At 41.8% G+C, this 22400-nt stretch carries 20 protein-coding genes and 1 pseudogene; 16 read left to right on the top strand and 5 right to left on the bottom strand.

Going from position 1 to position 22400, the window contains the following annotated elements:
- The first annotated feature begins 1 nt into the window (after position 1).
- The 7 genes and pseudogenes from EL144_RS11430 to EL144_RS00235 all read left to right on the top strand — a co-directional run bounded on the left by EL144_RS11430 (position 2) and on the right by EL144_RS00235 (position 10343).
- Entirely contained in the window at positions 2–2512 is a 2511-nt protein-coding gene (locus EL144_RS11430) for a hypothetical protein (protein ID WP_232010634.1), read from the top strand.
- Positions 2509–3372, top strand: a complete 864-nt coding sequence (locus EL144_RS00260) for a hypothetical protein (protein WP_005704790.1) — start codon at positions 2509–2511, stop codon at positions 3370–3372. The genes EL144_RS11430 and EL144_RS00260 overlap by 4 nt, the downstream gene beginning before the upstream one ends.
- A 74-nt stretch (positions 3373–3446) precedes the next feature.
- Positions 3447–5738: pseudogene (locus tag EL144_RS00255) on the top strand (type VI secretion system Vgr family protein); the annotation flags it as partial.
- Between the two features lie 3 nt (positions 5739–5741).
- Positions 5742–6191, top strand: a complete 450-nt coding sequence (locus EL144_RS11425; RefSeq protein ID WP_005704771.1) for a hypothetical protein — start codon at positions 5742–5744, stop codon at positions 6189–6191.
- Positions 6160–7920 (top strand): phospholipase D-like domain-containing protein, encoded by a 1761-nt coding sequence (locus tag EL144_RS00250; RefSeq protein WP_232010633.1) that lies wholly within the window; start codon positions 6160–6162, stop codon positions 7918–7920. Before EL144_RS11425 ends, EL144_RS00250 begins: the two co-directional genes overlap by 32 nt.
- A gap of 1 nt (position 7921) precedes the next feature.
- The gene (locus EL144_RS00240; RefSeq protein ID WP_065336525.1) at positions 7922–9076 is read left to right on the top strand and encodes a DUF6396 domain-containing protein; all 1155 of its coding nucleotides are present in this window, start codon (positions 7922–7924) and stop codon (positions 9074–9076) included.
- A gap of 112 nt (positions 9077–9188) precedes the next feature.
- Complete coding sequence (locus EL144_RS00235) at positions 9189–10343, top strand: DUF6396 domain-containing protein (protein WP_126379348.1); 1155 nt, start codon at positions 9189–9191, stop codon at positions 10341–10343.
- Positions 10344–10473: 130 nt separating this feature from the next.
- Here the strand turns inward: EL144_RS00235 and EL144_RS00230 are convergent, their stop codons facing one another.
- On the bottom strand, positions 10474–11292 hold the full coding sequence (locus EL144_RS00230; RefSeq protein ID WP_005704944.1) for a pyridoxal phosphatase: 819 nt from the start codon (positions 11290–11292) through the stop codon (positions 10474–10476).
- Between the two features lie 211 nt (positions 11293–11503).
- On the opposite strand from EL144_RS00230, the gene glnB reads away from it, so the two are divergent.
- The 8 genes from glnB to EL144_RS00190 all read left to right on the top strand — a co-directional run bounded on the left by glnB (position 11504) and on the right by EL144_RS00190 (position 18419).
- On the top strand, positions 11504–11842 hold the full coding sequence (gene glnB / locus EL144_RS00225) for a nitrogen regulatory protein P-II (RefSeq protein ID WP_005701342.1): 339 nt from the start codon (positions 11504–11506) through the stop codon (positions 11840–11842).
- A gap of 3 nt (positions 11843–11845) precedes the next feature.
- Complete coding sequence (locus EL144_RS00220) at positions 11846–12901, top strand: AI-2E family transporter (RefSeq protein WP_005704942.1); 1056 nt, start codon at positions 11846–11848, stop codon at positions 12899–12901.
- A 111-nt stretch (positions 12902–13012) separates the two neighbouring features.
- Positions 13013–14059, top strand: a complete 1047-nt coding sequence (gene mltG, locus EL144_RS00215) for an endolytic transglycosylase MltG (protein WP_005704941.1) — start codon at positions 13013–13015, stop codon at positions 14057–14059.
- A gap of 1 nt (position 14060) precedes the next feature.
- Positions 14061–14693 carry a dTMP kinase gene (gene tmk / locus EL144_RS00210; protein ID WP_005704940.1) on the top strand — a complete coding sequence of 211 codons (633 nt, stop codon included), beginning with the start codon at positions 14061–14063 and terminating at the stop codon, positions 14691–14693.
- Complete coding sequence (locus tag EL144_RS00205; RefSeq protein WP_005704939.1) at positions 14690–15679, top strand: DNA polymerase III subunit delta'; 990 nt, start codon at positions 14690–14692, stop codon at positions 15677–15679. Before tmk ends, EL144_RS00205 begins: the two co-directional genes overlap by 4 nt.
- Before the next feature lie 3 nt (positions 15680–15682).
- A complete protein-coding gene (locus EL144_RS00200; protein WP_005704937.1) occupies positions 15683–16465 on the top strand; it encodes a YchF/TatD family DNA exonuclease in 783 nt (260 codons plus the stop codon).
- A 31-nt stretch (positions 16466–16496) separates the two neighbouring features.
- On the top strand, positions 16497–17021 hold the full coding sequence (locus EL144_RS00195; RefSeq protein WP_005701336.1) for a DUF1523 family protein: 525 nt from the start codon (positions 16497–16499) through the stop codon (positions 17019–17021).
- Between the two features lie 90 nt (positions 17022–17111).
- Complete coding sequence (locus tag EL144_RS00190; protein ID WP_032995417.1) at positions 17112–18419, top strand: hemolysin family protein; 1308 nt, start codon at positions 17112–17114, stop codon at positions 18417–18419.
- Between the two features lie 220 nt (positions 18420–18639).
- Here EL144_RS00190 and folA read toward each other — a convergent pair whose 3' ends face one another.
- From folA to EL144_RS00175, 3 genes are read right to left on the bottom strand one after another with little or no spacing between them, the layout of a single operon-like run.
- A complete protein-coding gene (gene folA, locus EL144_RS00185) occupies positions 18640–19125 on the bottom strand; it encodes a type 3 dihydrofolate reductase (RefSeq protein WP_005704933.1) in 486 nt (161 codons plus the stop codon).
- A 39-nt stretch (positions 19126–19164) separates the two neighbouring features.
- Entirely contained in the window at positions 19165–19629 is a 465-nt protein-coding gene (locus EL144_RS00180) for a threonine/serine exporter family protein (RefSeq protein ID WP_005701332.1), read from the bottom strand.
- Between the two features lies 1 nt (position 19630).
- Positions 19631–20416, bottom strand: coding sequence for a threonine/serine exporter family protein (locus tag EL144_RS00175; protein ID WP_005704932.1), 786 nt, complete (start codon positions 20414–20416; stop codon positions 19631–19633).
- A 163-nt stretch (positions 20417–20579) separates the two neighbouring features.
- Between EL144_RS00175 and proB the strand changes: the two genes are divergently transcribed.
- Positions 20580–21686 carry a glutamate 5-kinase gene (gene proB, locus EL144_RS00170; protein WP_005704931.1) on the top strand — a complete coding sequence of 369 codons (1107 nt, stop codon included), beginning with the start codon at positions 20580–20582 and terminating at the stop codon, positions 21684–21686.
- 61 nt (positions 21687–21747) lie between these two features.
- On the opposite strand, the gene EL144_RS00165 is transcribed toward proB, so the two are convergent.
- Positions 21748–22380, bottom strand: a complete 633-nt coding sequence (locus EL144_RS00165) for an FKBP-type peptidyl-prolyl cis-trans isomerase (RefSeq protein ID WP_005704930.1) — start codon at positions 22378–22380, stop codon at positions 21748–21750.
- Between the last annotated feature and the right edge of the window lie 20 nt (positions 22381–22400).

Below are 22400 nucleotides of genomic sequence, written 5' to 3'. Positions count from 1 at the left end.
TATGTCAGAACAAGAAAAACAGACAAATGAACAGAACAATAAAATTGAATCCCCAATAATTCCAAATGTTGCTTATCCATTGAAACCGAGAAGTAATACCACTAATCTCTCTCAACAATATTTTAATCGTCTTGCTGGTGATGAAACATCGGCTTTTCTGTTTAATGATAGTGGTCTTTGGCACCAAGGGATTCATTTAAGAGCTTCGCAGTTTCCGAGTAGTGAATTTGAGAATGACAAGATTTGTGCGATTGCCGATGGCAAATTGATTGCCTATAAAGTGGATAGCGAATATAAAAAGGATAGTGAAGTTGAAGTCCCCATGAAAAGTGCGGTGTATTCTACGGGCTATTTTTTGTTGAAGCATAAAATGGCGTATCCGAAAGACAATGTACTGACGTTTTATTCGCTTTATCGTCATACGGCAAAGTTGTCAGATTATCCGCCGAAGAAACGTTATGTCACCAAATCAGCCGATGCAAATCCGGTGACGATCAAAGACAGACGGGGTGTCGTGATTGCACAATTAGCTGATGGTTTGATAATTTCCATCAAGTCCCCAAACTCTAAAGCGTCCCGTCACGAAATTGAATCTTATCAGGATGAACAAGGACAGATTCATCGCCCGTCAAATGGGGATATATGGACGATTTATAAAGGCTCTTATCACCAAGAGGAAGACAGTACACAACATGCTATTCCATTTTTATCCCAAAACAATATAGAGACGGAAGCGGATAAGGAAGTGTTACTTAGTGGAAATCGGCAAATTGAAGTTAAAGCCGGAGAGGTGCTGGGCTTAATGGGTGAATATAACCAAACAGGTAAAAGCGGTGAGAAACTGTTACATCTTGAAGTGTTTACCTATGACGACATTGAGCAATTTAGAGCTAAAGCAGAGGCGGCTTATAAGCAGGATAAAGAAAAGAAAGGGATAAAAGACAATTTTCTATATGTAGCACGAGGCAGTCAGCTTTACACCGTGCTAAAGGACGAAGTTGTAGAGCTGGAGAAAACCCAAGTCGAAATCATGGTGCCGTTAGCGGATGTAGCGAAGCAGACCGTGAAGAAGAACACGGATAAGACGGGTAAGGATTATTACAATGTACAGCCGTATCTTTATAGCCTGCTAGAAAATAATAACGATGGCGGAATTTACGTAGATGATAGTCATTTAACTCATGGCTTATTATTTCCGGGCGTGAATGTGTTTAAAGATGAAGCCCATGAAGTGAGTATTTTTAAGGAGAAAATAGCAACATGCGCAGAGCCGGAGGGTACTGCGACGCCGGAAGAAAAAGACCGATTAGGGCCGGTATTTAAAGAAATCTGGCAAGAATTGGACGTGGACAAGGATAGTCGACAAGGAGAGGTGCAGTTTGAAGCTGGGACGTTAAAGGCATTATTGACCAATCCGATAATACGTAGACGACTGACGGGGATAATTGTGAGACACAAGAGTGAGTGGTCTGCGGAGCAAGAGGGCAAATTTGAAGAGCTTAAGGCGCTGATGAGGAAGAATAATTGTGCGGAGAAGGCGGAGAGATTTGGTAAAAGAGTAGCAGACTTAGGGATTAAGTTGAAGGGGGAAGGATTTGATAGTGAGCAGGAGGCCTATTATATGCATCCGTTGGGGCTGATTGGGTGGTTGGCTGTTACTGGTTGTCAATGCGGGAAAAAGTTAATTAATCAAATTAAGTGCACTAGATATGGTAAAGCTTATGGACCGGTTTACAGGGGAAATAAAAAACTTAACTCTTATTCTCGTTGGGACTACCTAATTTCTACAAGAAAAATAACCCAAGATGAAAAAAGTATTTTACTAGCTATGTCAGAGAATGAGGGGAATATGGATGCTGTTCATTCCTATGATAGTGAAATATTAACAGCAGGTGCTATGCAAAAAACAATTAATTCTTCTGGAGAAGGAGAATTGCCAATTCAAATGTTTAAATTTAAACAACAACACCCATCATTATTTGATAAATATTTCAAATGTTGTGGTTGGGATGTGGATTATGTTAATAATAAATATATTGCTTATTACAATGGTATGACTGGAACAAGACTTAAACAGTTTTTACGGAATGAATGTTCTGTTGATAATTATGGTAAGGTTGTACCTAATAAAGCTGTTGCTATTTTCGCAGAAGCTGTAATTGTTGAAGAGTATCAAGATTTACAAATTGAGGATTTTATTGATAGATTAAATAATAAAGCGCTAGTGAAAAAACCAAAAGGTTATAGTTATCAAATAGTCAACTATGTAAAATCTAATTTAGGAAAAGCTACAGTATTGGATCATGATGTCAATAGGCCAGGTTATGTGGGAGAGGATTTTGCTGAAGCTTTAAATTATTTTTATAGGAATCATCCAAATATAAGTAAAGATCCTAGTACATGGGGAGAAAAGCATAAAGACTATGAGAGAGAAATTATAGAGTATTATGGAAATCATAGGCGAGGTACTGATATGGTGAATAGATTTAAAAAATTGAAGGGTAAACTATGAAGAAAAAATTATTAATATTATTATTTTTTTCATTGCAGGCTTTTTCAAAAGATGTAAAGCTTTTTGAAGATAATAATTATCGAATCTATGATAGGATTGATTCAAATTGTAATCATTTATTTTTATATAACAAGAATAGTAAAAAAAATATAATATTAAAGGATCCTTTGAATAGTGATGTAAATCTATCAGAAAAAAATTGCTATTCTAAGGAAAATAAGGAAAATATTAAGGTTACATTTTTTCCAAGTGATATAGAGGATTTTTCTGTTAGTAATAAAATTTTGAGAATTAATTATGATCTAGATTCACACATCCTTATTTCTCCTAATGAGTATCAAAAAATTCATTACGCAAAATGTGCAATTATAGATATGGATAATGCAGTTTTTATTGGTAATGAAAATGCTAGAGAAGAAGTTTGTTCTGAAGCTGACTTTGTAAAATATATTTTCCCTAACTTAGGTTTCCCAATAACCTGGGAAAATTTATTGATATATGTAAAAAATAATAAATTTACAGATTCAATAGAGTATGAGATTAATAATTATATATCTATATTATTATCTATTAATTATGATTTTGAAAAAATTAATAATGTTATGGAAATATTAAATAATACTGGTTATACAGCACAGTCTGAAAGAATATTATCTTATAATTATGTGAAGATTAAAGAAAAGTCATATTTATATTCAGACGATTTAATGAAGTCAAATATGTATTTAATTAAAGGGGACAAAGTAAAGATCCTTAAAGATAAATTGGATAACAAGGGTATAAAATGGTACTTGATTAACTACAAAGGAAAAAAAGAAATTAATATGTGGGTTAAAGCTGAGGCTATTGACTTAAACTAACGAGTACATTGACCGTACATTTGTAATGTGCGGTTATTTTTTGTTCTTTTAAAAACGAACGAGCTACATGCCAATTAACCGAGGGACTTTCAAAACTCTTCCGTTTAGAACTGGAGCTAGCCGCCTTTAACCCCGCCTCTTCTTTTTCCGATGTGTTAGATAACGAAGCGACCTTGACCTTTTGGCAAGGTTCGGAGACGGTGCGTTATGTTTCGGGCATTGTCACGGGGTTTGCGCAAGGCGAAAGCGGTTTTAGTCGAACCCGGTATAAAATGGTAATTGAGCCGTCGTTAAGTCGGGCGCGATATCAATCGGATAATAAAATCTTCCAACAGCAAAACAGCGAAAAAATCCTCCGTACACTGTTGCAAAAGAATCAGGTCTCGCAAGTGGATTTCAGTTTAACGAATGCGGATTGGGTGCGAGAATATTGCGTGCAATATCGGGAAACGGATTTAGCCTTTATTGAACGTTTAGCGGCAGAAGAAGGCGCCTATTATTATTTTGAACATCAAGCGGACAGCCATCTCTTACATTTCTGCAACGATAGCCAAACCGCCCCGCATAAAGGCACCTTGCTTTATAACGCCACGCCGTCAGGCGACCGTCCGCAGGCCGCGTTATGGCATTTCGCCTATGAAGCCAATCTTACCCCACAAAGCCAAACCTTACGTGATTATACCTTCACCAATCCCCGCTATAACTTAGAACAGTCTTCGCTTGCCCAAGGGCAAAATATCCTCGGGGGGCAAAGTGCGGTCAATTCTGCGGGCGTTTATGAAAAGTACGACTACCCGGGACGATACAAACGGGATGAACAGGGTAAACCTTTTAGTCAATATCGTTTGGAGTATGAGCGTCGTGAAGCGGAAGTCGCCTTTGCTCAGGGAGATGATTTACGGGTAGTGCCGGGGTATGTGTTTGAGCTTGAAGGGCATCGTAGAGCAGACTTTAATCGCCCTTGGCTCATTGTGTCAATCGAACATCGCGGTTATCAACATGGGATTTTAGAAGAAGAGGCGGGAGCGTTAGGTAATCGTTATGAAAACCACCTCAAACTGATACCGCACACCACGCAATGGCGACCTTTGCCACAACCGAAACCGAAAGTGGACGGTCCACAAATGGCGCATGTGGTGGGTCCGGAAGGAGAGGAAATCTATTGTGACGACTGGGGCCGGGTGAAAATCCGGTTTCCGTGGGACAGAGTGGGCAGTCATGACGAACACAGTTCTTGCTGGGTGCGGGTCAGTCAGGGTTGGGCGGGTGCGCAGTATGGCAGTCAAATGCTGCCTAGAATCGGACAAGAAGTCATTGTCAACTTCTTGGAGGGCGACCCGGACCAACCGATAATCACCGGACGTACCTATCACAGTACTACCGAGCCGCCTTATCCGGTGCCGAAACATAAAACGCGGATGACGATAAAATCGAAAACGCATAAAGGCAACGGCTTTAACGAACTGCGTTTTGAAGATGAAAAAGGTCAAGAAGAAATCTTTTTGCATGCAGAGAAAGACCATAACCATATCGTCAACCATGACGAAACCAGCCGAATTGGACATGACCGCACGGAGCAGGTTAACCGAAATGAAACCGTGAATATCGGACATGACCGCATGGAAACTGTCGGTCTGGATGAAAGCCTGACTATCAACCGAGACCAAATGCGCCATATTGGTCGCAACCGCATCAGCAAAATCGAAAAAGACAATCTTCTCAATATCGGCAATAACTACCAAGTGAACGTGCATGCGGACACGATTATCAAGGTGGGTAAAGATACCACGATTGAAGTGGCGCAGAATGGCGAATGGCTTGCCGGTGATTTACTGGAGAGTATTTGTAAGCATTTTAATATAGAGGGCTATGAGGAAGTGCGTCTGCAGGGTCCGGCGGGCGAGATTGTGGTAAATCAAGAAGGGATTACATTAATAGGGAATGTGCGGATTGAGGGGGAATTGGTTCGGGAAAGTGGTTCACCTGATGCAGTGAATGCCTTTTCTACACAAGTGAACACGCCTTATATGCCGCATATGAAAGTGAAATTCTTACAATCACCACATTCAACTAAGCTGATGATCGGTATGCCATATACTCTGCTCGTAGATGGTAATGAAGTGGGAAAAGGGATGACTGATAGTACTGGCGAAGTTGAGATTCCTCACAAAGAAGGTACAAAACACTATGAAATTCGCTTTGCTAATGGTGCTTCTTATTCTATACCAATAGTAGAAGAATTTGAGAAAGATACTGATAACGATGAACTGATTAATGAAGGTTTTTATCCATTTTCAACAGACTCCGCTTTATCTACAGCGAAAATATATTCAGCATTAGTTAAGGGTTTCTTCGAGGGAAAATAAAATATGAGTCAAAATAAACAACAGATTTCTACAACAGAAAGTAAGCTATGCGCTACCGTAAATTTTAATTGGTTTTTGAAAGATGCTGAGAAATTTGAAAATGGTACTCGAAGTGAACCAGTGCCAACAACGTTTAAAGCCTTGGTTAATGGTAAAGAAGCATTTGAAGAATTACATGATCGGATAGCAAATGCCCAGCATTCTATTGATATTGCAATTTGGGGCTTTCAACCATCCATGCATTTTAAACGAGATGGGAAATCCCCTTGTATTGGTGATTTATTGATTCAGAAAGCGCTTGAAGGTAAAAAAGTGCGTATTTTGGTCTGGAGTTTACCTGGGAATATTCAAACATTTAGTGAAGCTAATTTGGGAAATAAACCAGGTGTTTGGTTAAAGGATAAGGTTGAGGGAGTTACCAGTGAGCAAGTTGACTATGATCGGGTGGTATGAAGCAATTCAAGGGGAGTTAGATGAGGTTATTGTTAATGCTAAGACTGATGGAATAGTCCATGTATGGGAAGCTCATGAAATAGAAAAACATGAGAAGTTAGTTGAATTTACAAAATCCCCCAAACGTACAAATTTAATTTATAAAAACCGCAAAGTAGCGCCACAAAATGAAGATTTCAAGCCTAGGATTTTACCAGATGGGAGAAAAGTAAATCATAGCTTTGAGGATACGGAATTACCCGATGGTAAGGGCACATTAACTGATGGTTCATATGATTTTGCATTAAAAAAATTTAAATCGCATCATCAAAAAACTGTATTAATAGATTATGAAATTCCTGAGCTTGCAGTAGGATTTGTGCTAGAGCATAACATGGTGGATAACTATTGGGATGATAGTAATCATTCGTTAAAAACTACATTGCCAAATAAAGGGAAAAATAGCCCAACGCCATTACAGGATGTTTCCAGTATTGTGACTGGACAAGTGTTATGGGATATTAATCATAATTTTTGTCAATCTTGGGATCGGCAAAATAATAAACAGTGGGGAAAAGATCCCGTTGATATTGGTATTACAGGGAAACGACAATCGTTTACGCGTGACCATTATCAGCCTAATCCATCACTAGTTGATGATAGCAAACTTGTGATGGCTCAAATTGTTCGTACCTATGATCAACCAAATATCGAAGATATCATGAAGGTCTATTTAAAGAATATTAAACAGACCACAAGTTATATTTATACAGAAAATCAGTATTTTCGTTTTCCGCCATTGGTGAGAGAGTTTATTAGCCACTGGGAAACAATTAAAAATAACGGGCGTACAGAAGGGCCAATTCATTGGTTCACAGTAACGAATTCTTCTGACGAAGGTATCGGTGCAGGAACTTATACTACTAATGAAATGTTTAAATTATTGGGCAAGCAGGATGTAATGCCTGGGGTGGCGAGAAATATTAAGTTAAATGAACTTGAAACTCAATTAGGTATGGCGAAAAGAAGTGAAGTCCGCTTATATAATGAAAGCATGAAAGCTCCTACTGCTGAAGGAAAAGCTGTTGCAGCCGCTGAGTTTGAGAAAAACCAGCAGGAAATTCAGAGAATTGAAAAGGAAATAGGCGAGATTAAAGCGAAGCAACATGAGGAGCAAAAAACGCAAGAGGCTGAAAAAGCGGGCCCGACTAAAAAAGAAGGTGAACTCAATCAAATTGAGTCATCTGAGCTCGGACAAGAAGAGCCAAATCTTACAAAAGAGTTAGGCTATGAAATCAGCGACACCCCGGGGATTAAAGCACATATCTGCACCTTAATGCCGAAAGATGAGAACGGCAAATATGTACATACTTATAAGAAAAACGGCAAAGATACACCGGCGGAAGTCTATGTGCATTCCAAGGTGACTATTATGGACGACGTCTTCACCGTCATCAGTTCGGCGAACTTAAACACCCGCAGTATGCAGGTGGATACGGAATTGGGCATTATTATGGAATGCGCTGATGTGGCGGAAGGGCTGCGCAAACGCTTATGGGATTTACATACTAATAAGAATAGCGCGGCGAATCCCGATGATATGCATGATTATGCGGTGGCAAAAGAGGCATTTAAAAAATGGGGAAAATTAATTGAAGCAAACAAAAGATCTCAAAAAGATGGAAATTCTCCGGAATGTGCTTTACGGGAATTTAGCCGTGATGATCCTAAAGTAAGTCGGAGTGACTAAAATGGTAGCACGAATTTTTAAAATCATCGTTATTGCTATGATTGCCTTGATTGTTTTGGTGATTTGGGTCGGCATGAGTTTATTTAAAGGTGTTGATTTAGGTGGTACCGGACACTCGACTTCACCCGGAGTTATTGACGAATACAAAGCGAGAAAAATCAAAATGGAAAAAATGGAACAATTACAAGCAAATTTAGAATTTGTTTGCAAACACGAAGAAAAACCTGAATTATCACAAGAAACCCAACAACTCTATAACTACGCGCTTTATCACGACCTGCATAATATGTGGACGGGCAAGCGGGGCGATGAGGTCTGGAATGGGTTGGCACGTTATTATCGAATTGCAGCAATGAATGGCGATTACAAAGCCAATATTCGTTTACAGTATTTACTGAAAAGCGGACGCATTAGCTCCGATATGCCACAAACGGAAGTGCATAATCTCAATGAAGAACTGGCCAAACAATTGCCTGCCACTGCGTATTATAATTTGTATGGTTATTTGGATGTGGGCTATGGTGTACGTACGGAGAAAGATGGCAAGTACGCCTATCTTCGTAAAGCAGCGGATTTAGGGAGTCGCGAGGCACAATATGTCGTTGGGGATATATTAACTGATATTAATGATGAAGAAACAAGACCGTTGCGTTTAAAAATCTATGACCAATTGTTGGCTTGTGCTTCAGAGCAAGGATTAGGTCAAGCATCAGTTATGTTAGGTATTGGACTTCAAAGAAAGAACGAATACCAACAAGCATTGGAAGTGTTTCATCAAGGAACAAAGAATGGCAGTTCCTCTTCTGCAAGTCGGTTGGAAGAAGCATTTAGTGGCAAACAAAAGGATGGCGATATGGATTTTCTAAATTTATCAGAAGATTCTGAACGTTCTCGTCGTTATAAAATTATCGGTGATTACCTTTATGAAAAAGACTATCTCCAACCCAAAGTTCCTGATTTGGATGATATTGTGCCATTGCCTCCAGCGCCATTGCCGGAATGGGACGGTAAAATCGCCTTTCAGCGTTGGTATGAAGGGGAAGCCCCGCCCAAACCTGATGAAGCCCTGGTGCGTCGTTTGGCATGGCAGGCTGGGTTAAACGGTGATACTGGTTTAGACGAAAAAAACGGCATGCCGAAGAAACCAACAAAATGATTAAAAAATTAACCGCACTTTTGAGCTGAATGGTTTAAAAGTACGGTGGTTTTTTAGGGTGTTTTATAATAGATATTTTCCATTTTTTTCTTGCTATTTCCCGGAGTGACTAATGGTAGCACGTATTTTTAAAATCATCGTCATTATCATGACGGTCTTGATTGTGCTGGCAATATGGGCAGGCATGAGTTTATTTGAAGGTGTTGATTTAGGTGGTGCCGGACACTCGACTTCCCCCGGAGTTATTGACGAATACAAAGCGAGAAAAATCAAAATGGAAAAAATGGAACAATTACAAGCAAATTTAGAATTTGTTTGCAAACATGAAGAAAGGCCGGAATTATCACAAGAAACCCAACAGCTATATAACTACGCGCTTTACCATGACTTACACAATATGTGGACGGGTAAAAAAGGGGATGCAGTATGGAATGGGTTGGCACGCTATTATCGAATTGCAGCAATGAATGGCGATTACAAAGCAAATATTCGTTTACAGTATTTACTAAAAAGTGGACGAATTAGCTCCGATATGCCGCAAACAGAAGTACATAACCTTAATGAAGAACTGGCAAAACAACTGCCTGCCACTGCGTATTATAATCTGTACGGTTATTTGGATGTAGGCTACGGTGTACGTACGGAGAAAGATGGCAAGTATGCCTATCTTCGTAAAGCGGCAGACTTGGGGAGTCGGGAAGCGCAGTATGTTGTTTCGGAAATGTTAGGTGATATTAATGATGAAGAAACCTTGCAAATGCGCCTAAATATGATTAAACAATTACGTTCTTGTGCCTCAGAGCAAGGATTAGGTATCGCTTCAAATTTCTTAGGTATTCATCTTCAGAGTGATAAAGATTACAAGGATGCAGTAAAGGCTTTTTATCAAGGCGTTAAAAATGGAAACGCAGCTTCTGCCCGTTATTTATCAAATGGTTTTGGAGGAAGTCAAAAAGAAGACGATATGTATTTTTTAAACTTGCAAGAAGATCTGGAAAGATCTAAACGATATAAAGCTATTGCAAGGTATTTATCTGATAAAGACTACCTCCAACCCAAAGTTCCCGACCTAGATGACATCGTGCCATTACCGCCAGCTCCATTGCCGAAATGGGACGGTAAAATCGCCTTTCAACGCTGGTTTGAAGGAGAAGCCCCGCCTAAACCGGATGAAGCCCTTGTTCGTCATTTGGCTTGGCAGGCAGGATTAAACGGCGATACAGGGTTAGATGAGAAAACTGGGATGCCGAAGAAACCAACAAAATAACGAAAAATTGACCGCGCTTTGAGGCTGAGATGGTTTTAGTAAAAGTGCGGTCATTTTTGACGGCGTTTTTTTCAAAAGCATTAAAACGAAAACGGTATTCAGTCATAGTGAGTGAATACCGTTTTTGATCTTAGCCAAGCATCTCTTCAATTAATCGGGCGATGCTATCGCTGTCGTTTGAGCCGATAACCCGTTTGGTCTGCGCTTTCACCGCCTCTTCCGCATTACCCATGGCAACGCCGAGACCAACCGCGGTGAGCATACTGATGTCGTTGTGGTTATCGCCAAAAGCAATGACATTTTGTGGTTCAACATTCCATAGCTTCAGCAAATCAAGCAGACGCGCGCCTTTGCTGTTGCCGATATTGGCGACATCCACACGATCAACCCAAGACCATTCGCAACTGAATTCTGAGTCAGGTAAGGCACTGACTGCATTTTCTATGGCTTGTCGATCGGGTGAGCTGATGACAAATTTCCAAATGTTCTCTTTGGGATTATCAATGATTTCTCTGAAATCAGTAACTAAACGCACGTTTGGGCGCACCTCAGGCCCGCAATTCATCACCCATTGAGTGAATTTTTCCATGTGCGGATTTAAACGGGTATAGTTCATCGCGTCACGGCTATACATGAGCAAATGAGTGTCGAATTTGTCTGCAATATCAATGACTTTATGGCATTTTTCGGAGGAAAGCGGATTGGCAAATTTCACTTCATCGGTTTGCGGATAATACAGATAAGTGCCGTTGCAACAAATAATCGGCGTATCCAAATCCACTTCATGATAATAAGGTTTTACGGCAGTATGGTGGCGTCCGGTGACGAAAACCACGTTGATACCCTGTTCCCGAGCCCGTTGAATAGCGCGTTTACTGGCAGGGAGAATATTGCCTTGGCTGTTTAATAATGTGCCATCGAGATCGAAAGCGATCACTTGATATGCCATAAGATTTCCTTTGGGTTGAGCGTGATGGGGGAAAGTTGATGTTTTGTAGTATAGAGCGAAGCACAGAAAAAATCGACCGCACTTTAGAGCATCTTTGCCAAAGTGCGGTCGATTTTATACGTGTTTTTGCGTGCCGAAAGGCGGTTATTTGTTTACAATGTGCCACATGAAACCGAGTGGGTTTTATTCCATTATTTCTAAGGATGTCAACATGAAAAAAATCGAAGCGATTATTAAACCGTTTAAATTAGATGATGTGCGTGAGGCGTTGTCTGATATCGGGATTACCGGCATGACGGTGACGGAAGTGCGTGGCTTTGGGCGCCAGAAAGGGCATACGGAACTTTATCGCGGCGCAGAATATATGGTGGATTTTCTGCCAAAAGTGAAAATGGAAATTGTGGTGCCGGATGAGTTGTTGGAGCAATGTTTAGACGCGATTATTGATACGGCGCAAACAGGCAAAATCGGTGATGGTAAGATTTTTGTATATGAGGTAGAACGTGTGATTCGTATCCGCACCGGAGAAGAAAATGAGGATGCGATTTAACTTATGACAAAATCCTCTTCATTATTCAAAGGCTTGGTGGCTTTAGCTGCTATCGTCATTATTTTGGCAGGCATTAAAGCCGCATCGGAAATTGCGGTGCCGTTTCTGTTATCCTTATTTATCGCCATTATTTGTTCGCCGTTACTGAATTATTTAACGTCGAAAAAAGTGCCCTATTGGTTAGCCATTACATCATTGTTATTGTTAATTTTTGTGATCTTTTTCTTCCTTTTCGGGTTAATTAACAGCGCAATTCAAGAATTTAGCCAATCAATTCCGCAATATCGTCTATTATTGGCTGAACGGGTAAATAGCTTGGTGGGATTGGCGCAAGAGATGAAAATTCCGTTAGATATTTCAGAAAAAAGCATTATGGATAATTTTGATCCAAGTGTGATCATGAATTTTGTTCGACGTGTATTTTTGAGTTTCTCCGGTGTAGTCACCAACACCTTCGTGTTATTGTTAGTGGTGATTTTCATGTTGTTGGAAGCGCCTTATGCCAAACATAAATTTGTTGTGGCGTTTAGTGATGATCCGAATAATGTGGGACAACAAGAACTTTATTTAGATCGTATTTTAAACGGCATTATGAGTTATCTTGGCGTTAAAACCATGATGAGCTTGCTGACAGCCATTTGTGTTTGGGTGTTGTTAGAAGTGGCGGGCGTGCAATATGCGATCTTGTGGGCAACGCTCAGTTTCTTGTTAAACTACATTCCAAATATCGGTTCCATTATTGCCGCCGTGCCGATCATTGTGCAGGCATTATTATTGAATGGTTTTATTGTCGGCTTGGGCGTGTTGGTCGGCGTGGTGGTGATTAACGTTGGCATCGGCAGCGCCCTTGAACCTCGCTTAATGGGTAAAAAACTCGGTCTTTCCACTTTGGTGGTATTTTTGTCTTTATTGTTTTGGGGATGGTTATTGGGTACCGTAGGGATGTTGCTTTCCGTGCCGTTAACCATGGCGTTGAAAATCGCTTTAGAAGCGAGCCCTACAACGGCAAAATATGCTGCGCTGTTGAGTGATTCATCAAGCCTTCCCACTAATAAATAATGTGTTGTAAGAGCCTTCAATATAAGGCTCTTTTTCTTTATATCTCAATCTTATGCTATAATTCTGCAACTTTTTATCACCTTAATAGCAAATAACTTAAGGTTTTTATTTATGAAAAAATTTTGTGTATTTATTTTATTTTTGATTGTCGTTTTAGCCGGCGCAGGATTTTGGGGATTTCAGCAGTTACAACAATTTGTGCAACAACCGGTGAATGTGCAAAACGATCAATTATTAACCATAGAACGTGGCACAACAGGCAATAAATTGGTTAGTTTGTTGGAAAAAGAACGTATTTTGGATAATGCTGCGCTGTTGCCTTGGTTGTTGAAATTACATCCCGAACTCAACAAAGTGAAGGCAGGAACCTATTCTCTTAACGGTGTAAAAACCGTGGAAGATTTACTGAAGTTGCTGAATTCCGGCAAAGAAGCGCAATTTTCACTGACCTTCGTTGAAGGCGAAACCTTCAAAACTATACGAAAACGTCTCGAAAATGCACCGCACTTAAAACAAACTTTGCAGGGCAAGTCTAATGACGAGGTTTTTGGGATGCTTGCTATGGATACCAACCTCAATAAAAATTTAACTGAAAGCCATATTATCGACGGTTGGATTTACCCCGATACTTACAATTACACACCGAACTCCACCGATTTAGATTTGTTGCAACGTTCAGTGGAACGTATGAAAAAGGCTTTAGATAAAGCATGGAATGGACGGGATAAAAATCTGCCGTTAGCTGATCCTTACGAAATGCTTATTTTGGCCTCGATTGTGGAAAAAGAATCGGGCGTGGCGGCAGAGCGTCCACAAATTGCATCCGTGTTTATCAATCGCTTAAACGCCAAAATGAAATTGCAAACCGACCCTACGGTGATCTACGGTATGGGGGATAATTATAACGGCAATATTCGCAAAAAAGATTTAGAAACGCCGACACCTTATAATACTTATGTCATTGACGGTTTGCCACCAACGCCTATTGCAATGCCAAGTGAAGAGGCCTTGCAGGCAGTAGCTCATCCGGCGCAAACGGAATTTTATTATTTTGTGGCGGACGGTTCGGGCGGCCATAAATTTAGTCGTAATCTCAATGAACACAATAAAGCGGTACAAGACTATTTGCGCTGGTATCGTGAACAAAACAGGAAATAATATGGCCGGTAAATTTATTGTTATCGAAGGCTTGGAAGGCGCAGGCAAATCCACTGCCCATCAATGTGTAGTGGATGTTTTGAAAGAATTGGGCATTGATGATGTGGTGTTTACCCGCGAGCCCGGCGGCACGCCTTTAGCAGAAAAATTGCGCTACCTCATTAAACATGAAACGGAAGAGCCGGTAACGGATAAAGCCGAATTATTAATGTTATATGCCGCCCGTATTCAATTGGTGGAAAATGTCATTAAGCCCGCTTTGGCTCAGGGCAAATGGGTAGTCGGTGATCGTCATGACATGTCTTCCCAAGCCTATCAAGGTGGTGGTCGCCAACTCGAACAACGTTTGCTTCAAAGCCTTAAGGAAACCATTTTAGGCGATTTTGAACCGGATTTAACGCTGTATTTGGATATTGATCCGGCTGTGGGGTTGGCTCGCGCCCGTGGTCGTGGCGAATTGGATCGTATCGAACAGCAAAACTTAGATTTTTTCCACCGCACTCGAGCACGTTATTTGGCGTTAGTGAAAGACAACCCCAAGGCAGTGATTATCAATGCGGAACAACCCGTTGAGCAAGTGAAGGCCGACATTCAAAGTGCGGTCAAAAATTGGTGGATTTCCCTTTCAAGATGATTTCCTTATACCCTTGGCTTGCGCCTACCTATCATAAAATTACAGGGGCTTTTGATGAAGCCTTGGGGCATCATGCGTTGTTGCTCCGTGCTGATGTTGGCCTTGGCGTGGCGCAATTATGTGAGGCGTTAGCACAGCGTTTAATGTGTCTTACGCCAAACGGTGACGAGGCTTGTGGTCAATGTCATTCTTGTCATTTAATGCAGGCCAATAGTCATCCCGATTTCCAACATATCGCGCCCATAGAGAATAAAGACATCGGCGTTGATCAAATTCGTGCCATGAATGAACAGGCCACTCAGCATGCGCAACAAAATGGTAATAAGGTGATTTATATTGAGCAGGCTCATCGCCTAACAGAAGCGGCTGCCAATGCTATTTTAAAAACACTGGAAGAGCCTCGCCCAAACACCTATTTCATTTTACATTGCGATATACAAACCACTTTGTTGCCAACGATTTATAGCCGTTGCCAAGTGTGGAATCTGTTGCCGCCGGAGACGGAAGTTGCGTTGCAGTGGTTGCAATCGCAGGTTTCTGCAGAAACACTTGAAATGTTGACCGCACTTCGCGTGAACTATGGGCGCCCGCTGTTGGCGCTTGCGATGTTGCAACAAAACCAATTAGAACAACGACGTGAATTTTTGCGTCAATTTTGGGTATTTTATCGCCGCCGTTCACCACTCGAGTTATTACCTTTTTTTGCCAAAGAAAAAGACACGGCATTGCAGCAACTGGATTGGTTGTTGGCTTTTTTAAGTGATGCACTAAAAGCAAAATTGCAGGTGAAAAGCGGTTGGATTTGTCAGGATATTGAACGCGGCGTGGTTCAATTTGCGCAAGGGCTTTCTGCCCCCGCATTATTGCAGGCCGGCAATATTGTGCAAAAAGTGCGGTCGGATTTGCAGACGATTAATGCAGTGAATCAGGAATTAATTTTATTGGACGGTTTGACCCGTCTTATTACCGACGTATTTGAAGGATAACAAATGTTTATTGTGGACTCCCATTGCCATTTAGATGCATTGGATTATGAAAAATTACATGAAAATATTACCGATGTCGTGGCAAAAGCCCACGCCCGTGAAGTGAAACATTTACTGGCTATCGGCGTAACACTCAGCCGCTTTGAAAAGGCTTATGACGAGTTAAGCAAATTTGATAACATTTCTTTGGCCTGTGGCGTACACCCGTTAGATTTTGAGGAAGAGCCTTTCGATGAAGAACGCCTGCTACGATTGGCGCAAGATAAAAAAGTGGTTGCCATTGGTGAAATCGGGCTGGATTATTATTACAGCTCAGAGAATAAGGCCGCGCAGCAAGCGGTGTTTGCTGCACAAATTCAAGTGGCGAATCAGCTAAATAAACCCGTGATTATTCACACCCGCGAGGCGCGAGAAGATACCATTCGTTTATTGCGAGATAATCATGCAGACAAGTGCGGTGGCGTTTTACATTGTTTTACCGAAAATGAAGATATGGCAAAAAAAGCCTTGGATCTTGGTTTTTATATTTCTATTTCCGGTATTGTCACTTTTAAAAATGCTGAAGAAATTCGCAATGTGGTGCGTAAGTTACCGTTAGATCGTTTATTGGTGGAAACCGATTCGCCGTATTTGGCACCTGTACCTTATCGCGGCAAACAAAATCAACCGGCTTATACTCGTGAAGTGTGTGAATATGTGGCTGCTTTGAAAGGCCTTTCGATAGAAGAAATGGCTCGTGTCACCACGGAAAATTTCGAGCGTTTGTTCAAAATTCATGTACAATAATTAAACAATCTCATTTCAATAGGACAACATGATGAGAAAATTTCTAAAATATTTTTTTATAAGCGTGCTTTTTGTTTTTCACCTGTTTTTAGCAGCCGTAGTGAATTATTCTATGCCGAGCTATGACGTCACGAAAGTCACTGGCGTGGAAGTTAAGCGGGTGGATAAAGACGGCCCGATAACCAAATCTAATCCGGCAGACGGCCCGACCCGTGACGTGTATTTTATCAATACTCAACATCCTGACGGCAAAGTCATGGTCTATCGCAACGAAGATACCCGTTGGGGTTTCCCGTTCTATTTCAAATTCGGTTCCGCTAATTTACAGGCGCAGGTGCAAGCCTTTGGTAATGAAGATAAAACCGTCCAAATTAAATATTACGGTTGGCGCCTTACGATATTTGATGAATTCCGTAATGCCTTGTCGGTAAAAGAAATTACCGAAGCGGATTCGCCAAGCCATCCGATTTTCTCTTATATTCTCTATATTGTTTTATTCTTTACATTCTTTTTCTCTGTCCAATTTATTCGCGGTTGGTTTGATAGCGAAAATTAGGCTTTCTTTTTCTTTCTTTTCGTGCGGTCAAGAAACACATTAAAAATCGACCGCACTTTTCCCCGTTTAAGCCAAGAAATCGAGAACATTATGAGTTTATTATCAGCTACTTTACTTTTGATTCTACTGATTATTATCAGTGCTATTGTGTCTTCTGCCGAAATTGCTTTGGCAGGCGCGCGCCGCATTAAATTGCAAAACATGGTGAATGAAGGTAATGCTAAGGCCGCGTTGGTATTGAAATTACAAGAACAACCGGGACGTTTCATCACCGTGGTGCAAATTGGCTTGAACATGGTTGCGGTGCTTGGCGGGGTCATTGGTGAAGCGACAATTCGCGTACATTTGCAAGCCTTCATTAATCAATACACAGATGCCGCTTGGGTTGAAAGTGCTGCCTCTTGGTTAGCGTTTGTGATCGTAACGGCCTCTTTTATTTTATTAGCCGATTTAATGCCAAAACGCTTAGCTTTAATTAATCCTGAGGTGGTGGCTTTGCGCACCGTGCGCATTATGCAACTGTGCATTATTCTGTTAAAACCGATTGTGTGGATTTTCGACTCTTTAGCGAACGTGATTTTCCGTCTGTTCAAGGTCTCTACTGTGCGGGTAGAAAGCATGACGCCGGAAGACATTGTGGCTGTGGTGGATGCCGGTGCTGAAGCCGGTGTGCTGAAAGCGCAAGAGCATTATTTGATTGAAAATATTTTCGATATGCAACAGCGTACGGTGACATCTACGATGACTACTCGCGAAAACATCGTCTTTTTAGACCGCACTTTTAATCGTCAACAGGTGCTGGATACCTTGACGAAAAATTCTCACTCTAAATTAATTATTTGCGATCAGGGCTTAGATCATATTCTAGGCTATGTAGAGTCACACAGCTTGCTCACGTTGTTCTTAAAAGAAGAACAAGTGCAGGTAACTGATCATCGCTTATTACGCAAACCGTTATTCGTGCCGGACACACTATCTTTATATGAAGTGTTGGAACTGTTCAAATCTACCGGTGAAGATTTTGCCATTATTGTGAATGAATATGCCCTGGTTGTCGGCATCGTGACGTTAAATGATGTGATGAGTATTGTGATGGGCGAATTGGTTTCTAATGAAGAAGAGCAAATTATCCGCCGTGATGAAGACTCTTGGCTCATTGACGGCGCTACTCCGTTAAACGACGTGAAACGCGCCTTGGATATTGAAGCCTTTCCGCATGACGAGAACTACGAAACTATCGCCGGTTTTATGATGTATATGCTACGCAAAATCCCGAAAAAAACGGATTTCGTGTTGTTCGAACGCTACAAATTTGAAATCATCGACACCGAGAATTTTAAAATTGACCAACTGATGGTGTCTTTTCGGAAGGATGTTGCGGAGAGTAATAAGGATTAAGGTTGGTAGCGTTTTTCTTCTTTATCTTTGGGTTATTTCGAGAGAAATTGATTATAAGTGCATTAAGCCTCCATCGTCAGAAAGAGGAAAAGTGCGGTCATTTTTTCAAGTGTTTTTCCTTGCCTTTCAAAAAATGTTGAATTTTCTTTCCCTCTCCGTAAACGGGCGAGGGGAAGAATATGAAAACAATCTCCAAATCCACCGCACTTTTACACACAGATTATTTCTTTTTCAGCAAAATCAAAAATCGACAATCGTAAGGATTTTGCTCGTCAGCAGAGCGATATTGCTCAAATTCAATGTGCCATTCGTCCCAATTAATTGATGGGAAGAAAGTGTCGCCATCCAGCTCCGTTTGGATTTCCGTGAGGTAGAGGCGATCGGCTTTCGATACATATTCGTTGAATAATTGACCGCCACCGATAAGCATGATCTCTTCAGAATCACGGACAAAATCCACCGCACTTTCCAGGCTGTCTTTCCAAATCACGCCGTCATGCTCAAAAGGTTGGCGGGACAGAACGATGTTGGTACGTTTCGGGAGGGGACGTCCGATGCTTTCAAAGGTTTTTCGCCCCATGATGACGGGTTTGCCGGTGGTGTTTTGGCGAAACCAAGCAAGATCCGCAGGCAAGTGCCATGGCATTTGGTTATCTTTACCGATAACGCGGTTTTTGGTCATGGCGACAATCAGGCTTAAGCTCATTTATTTTCCTAATTTATTTAACAAGTTAAAGTGCGGTTACTATACCACAGGTTTTTCCCGATAGAACAGTAAGCCTGGTAATGCCAAGCCGAAAACCAACGCGCCGAGAATAAAGGTAGTGTTAATAAAGGAGGCGATCATTTGTTCAAATAAAGCGTCGGAGAAACCGTAATGGTGAATTTGTACGATGGCGATCATCGCTTTGTATGCCTGTACACCCGGAATCATGGGGATAATGGCGGCGACAGTAAACACTTTTGGGTGTGCCAGATAACGATGAGATAAATGCACGCCGATAAAACCGATTAATGCGGCACCCACCAAGGTGGCGAAGACAATAGGAATATCACAATGAATGAGAATGGTGCGGGTAACGTGTCCTAGGGCGCCGAGTAGGGCGCAATATTTTAACGCTTTCGGCGGCACATTAAACACCAAGGCGAAACCCACTGCCGGAATCGCGGCAAAAAACATGTCGTCCAATAATAGAAGTAACCAATCCATCTTAATGCCCCCAAGTAGTGATGTTGAGTACGCTTAAAGCAAATACAATGCCGAGGCAAGCGCCGAAAGTAAGAATGGTAGCGATTGCCCAACGGCCGATCCCCATGTTCACATACCCTTTTAAAATATCCGCCAGAGAATTGATTAACGGAAAGCCGGGCACTAGCAATAACACGCTGGAAGCTAAGGCAATTTGTGGATCGTTACCGATCTGATATTTCAAGCTGACACCGGCAAGAAGGGAAGCAACGAAAGAGGTCACGGCAAAGACGATGACCGGATTATAGTGCCGTTTAGACAATTCCTGACGCACGAACATGGCAATGGATGCGGCGATGAAGGTGATGAGCGAAATCAGTGCGTCGCCGCCCGATAAATGGGCAAAAGAGGCGCAGGATAAGCCAATCATCAAGAGCACGAAATAACGGTTATATTTTAATGGCTTGAGTTGTTCGAGTTTCTTCCTAACCAGATGCAGGTTGTATATTTTATGTTCGGCAGAAATCACGATGCGTTGAACGTCCGTCACCATTTGCATATTAATGCCTTTGTCGGTGTTTTTGCGGGCGGTGGTAATGCAGTGATCGTTCGCCAATGTGGTAATAATGACGGCGTTGGCGGTGAGGGCGCATTCTACGCTTTCTACACCTAATGCCAAGCCTAGTCGTTGTGCCATTTGCGCCACGACGGTGCTTTCCGCACCATGTTGCAGCAATAACAGTGCCGTTTGCACGCATAACCGCGTGACTTCCCGTTGATCATCGGGCGTGATGTTTTCCTTTTTCATAATGAATCTACCTAAAATTAATTAGTGTCATTATAGACCTTTCTCATGGAACAAAAAACGCTTAATAAATACCCCCGAAATAGGCTTAAAAGTGCGGTCTGATTTTTGGATAAATTTCGGGATTTATGCTAACTTAAACGCATTTTTTCGATGAGGAGTCAGTATGCAACATCATAATAAAACTATTGTAGTGAAATTTGGCACCAGCACGTTAACCCAAGGTTCCCCAAAATTGAATTTGGCTTATATGATGGAAATTGTGCGTCAACTTGCGCAATTACATCAAGCCGGTTTTCGCTTGGTGATCGTCACCTCGGGCGCTATTGCGGCGGGGCGTCATTATTTGAATCATCCGCAATTGCCACCAACAGTGGCCTCTAAGCAATTATTGGCGGCAGTGGGGCAGAGCCAGCTAATCCAAACCTGGGAAAAATTATTTGCGATTTATGACATTCACATCGGGCAGATGTTGCTAACCCGCGCCGATATTGAAGATCGCGAACGTTTTTTGAATGCCCGCGATACATTACAGGCGCTGTTAGACAATCAGATTATTCCGGTTATCAATGAAAATGACGCGGTGGCAACGGCAGAAATTAAAGTCGGGGATAACGATAATTTATCGGCATTGGTGGCGATTTTAGTGCAAGCAGAACAGCTTTATTTGCTCACGGATCAACAAGGGTTATTTGACAGCGACCCGCGTAAAAACCCGCAAGCGAAATTAATTCCCGTGGTGGATAAAATCACCGATCATATTCGTTCTATTGCCGGTGGTAGCGGGACGAATTTAGGAACAGGCGGAATGTCCACCAAAATTATGGCTGCGGATGTCGCGACCCGCTCCGGCATTGAAACCATTATTGCACCGGGCAACCAAGCCAATGTGATTGTGGATTTAGCGTATGAGCAGGCGATTGGTACGAAATTCACCGTGCAGGCGGATCGTCTGGAAAGTCGTAAACAGTGGTTATTTGCGGCACCATCGGCCGGGGTGTTGGTGGTGGATGACGGCGCCGAAAGTGCGGTGTTAATTCAGCATAAATCCTTATTGCCGGCAGGTATCATCGAAGTCAGCGGACGTTTCTCCCGTGGTGAAATGGTGCGTATTCGCACGCGATCAGGCAAGGATATTGCGCTGGGTATGCCACGTTATAATAGCGATGCGTTAGAGCTTATCAAAGGCAAACATTCGCAAGATATCGAACACATTTTAGGTTATGAGTATGGTGCGGTGGCGGTGCATCGTGATGATATGATTGTGTTGTAATAACCTCAAAAAAACAAAAAACGGCGTTTGATGACGCCGTTTTTTTATGGGTAAATGTTAATTAAAGAATATCCAATAATTCCACTTCGAATACCAATGGGCTGAATGGCGGAATTGCTGCACCGGCGCCACGTTCGCCATAGGCCAATTCATGTGGAATAGCCAAGCGCCATTTGGAACCGACCGGCATCATGGAAAGGGCTTCAATCCAGCCTTTGATAACACCGTTAACCGGAAATTCGGCCGGTTGGCCACGAGCGACGGAACTGTCAAATACGGTGCCGTCAGGTAATGTACCGGTGTAATGAACGCGTACGGTGTCGGTAGCGGATGGTACGTTGCCATTGCCTTCAACCAACACTTCATATTGTAAGCCTGAATCTGTCACTTTCACGCCGTCTTTTTGTTTATTCGCCTCTAAGAAGGCTTTGCCGGCGGCTTCGATTTCTTTAAATTGTGCTTTTTGCGCTTCATCCGCTTGTTGTTGTAATTGTTGTAACGCATGGCTGATTTCATTGAAATCTAAGGCTGGCGCTTGCTGGTTTAAGACATCATAAATGCCTTTTGCTACGGCTTCCGCTTTCACCGCCAAGTGGCTGTCCAATAATTGTTGGCCGATTTGCAAACCGATACCGTAACTGCCTTTGGCTTCGGTATCGTCTAATTTCACTTGACTGAAGAATTCTGCTGTCATGTTGTTTTCCTTTTTGTTGA

Source organism: Aggregatibacter aphrophilus ATCC 33389, from assembly GCF_900636915.1.
Lineage (GTDB): Bacteria > Pseudomonadota > Gammaproteobacteria > Enterobacterales > Pasteurellaceae > Aggregatibacter > Aggregatibacter aphrophilus.
The sequence above is the reverse complement of the archived record's forward strand: the minus strand, read 5'-3'. Positions and strand labels throughout refer to the sequence as shown.

Excerpts from the sequence above, each read along its gene's own strand:
- EL144_RS11425 (WP_005704771.1), top strand. The coding sequence starts at position 5,742 with ATGAGTCAAAATAAACAACAGATTTCTACAACAGAAAGTAAGCTATGC.
- EL144_RS00165 (WP_005704930.1), bottom strand. The coding sequence starts at position 22,380 with ATGACAGCAGAATTCTTCAGTCAAGTGAAATTAGACGATACCGAAGCC.
- EL144_RS00175 (WP_005704932.1), bottom strand. The coding sequence starts at position 20,416 with ATGAAAAAGGAAAACATCACGCCCGATGATCAACGGGAAGTCACGCGG.
- EL144_RS00240 (WP_065336525.1), top strand. The coding sequence starts at position 7,922 with ATGGTAGCACGAATTTTTAAAATCATCGTTATTGCTATGATTGCCTTG.
- folA (WP_005704933.1), bottom strand. The coding sequence starts at position 19,125 with ATGAGCTTAAGCCTGATTGTCGCCATGACCAAAAACCGCGTTATCGGT.
- proB (WP_005704931.1), top strand. The coding sequence starts at position 20,580 with ATGCAACATCATAATAAAACTATTGTAGTGAAATTTGGCACCAGCACG.
- EL144_RS00190 (WP_032995417.1), top strand. The coding sequence starts at position 17,112 with ATGAGTTTATTATCAGCTACTTTACTTTTGATTCTACTGATTATTATC.
- EL144_RS00180 (WP_005701332.1), bottom strand. The coding sequence starts at position 19,629 with ATGGATTGGTTACTTCTATTATTGGACGACATGTTTTTTGCCGCGATT.
- EL144_RS11430 (WP_232010634.1), top strand. The coding sequence starts at position 2 with ATGTCAGAACAAGAAAAACAGACAAATGAACAGAACAATAAAATTGAA.
- EL144_RS00230 (WP_005704944.1), bottom strand. The coding sequence starts at position 11,292 with ATGGCATATCAAGTGATCGCTTTCGATCTCGATGGCACATTATTAAAC.
- EL144_RS00200 (WP_005704937.1), top strand. The coding sequence starts at position 15,683 with ATGTTTATTGTGGACTCCCATTGCCATTTAGATGCATTGGATTATGAA.
- EL144_RS00235 (WP_126379348.1), top strand. The coding sequence starts at position 9,189 with ATGGTAGCACGTATTTTTAAAATCATCGTCATTATCATGACGGTCTTG.
- EL144_RS00195 (WP_005701336.1), top strand. The coding sequence starts at position 16,497 with ATGAGAAAATTTCTAAAATATTTTTTTATAAGCGTGCTTTTTGTTTTT.
- mltG (WP_005704941.1), top strand. The coding sequence starts at position 13,013 with ATGAAAAAATTTTGTGTATTTATTTTATTTTTGATTGTCGTTTTAGCC.
- glnB (WP_005701342.1), top strand. The coding sequence starts at position 11,504 with ATGAAAAAAATCGAAGCGATTATTAAACCGTTTAAATTAGATGATGTG.
- EL144_RS00205 (WP_005704939.1), top strand. The coding sequence starts at position 14,690 with ATGATTTCCTTATACCCTTGGCTTGCGCCTACCTATCATAAAATTACA.
- EL144_RS00220 (WP_005704942.1), top strand. The coding sequence starts at position 11,846 with ATGACAAAATCCTCTTCATTATTCAAAGGCTTGGTGGCTTTAGCTGCT.
- tmk (WP_005704940.1), top strand. The coding sequence starts at position 14,061 with ATGGCCGGTAAATTTATTGTTATCGAAGGCTTGGAAGGCGCAGGCAAA.
- EL144_RS00260 (WP_005704790.1), top strand. The coding sequence starts at position 2,509 with ATGAAGAAAAAATTATTAATATTATTATTTTTTTCATTGCAGGCTTTT.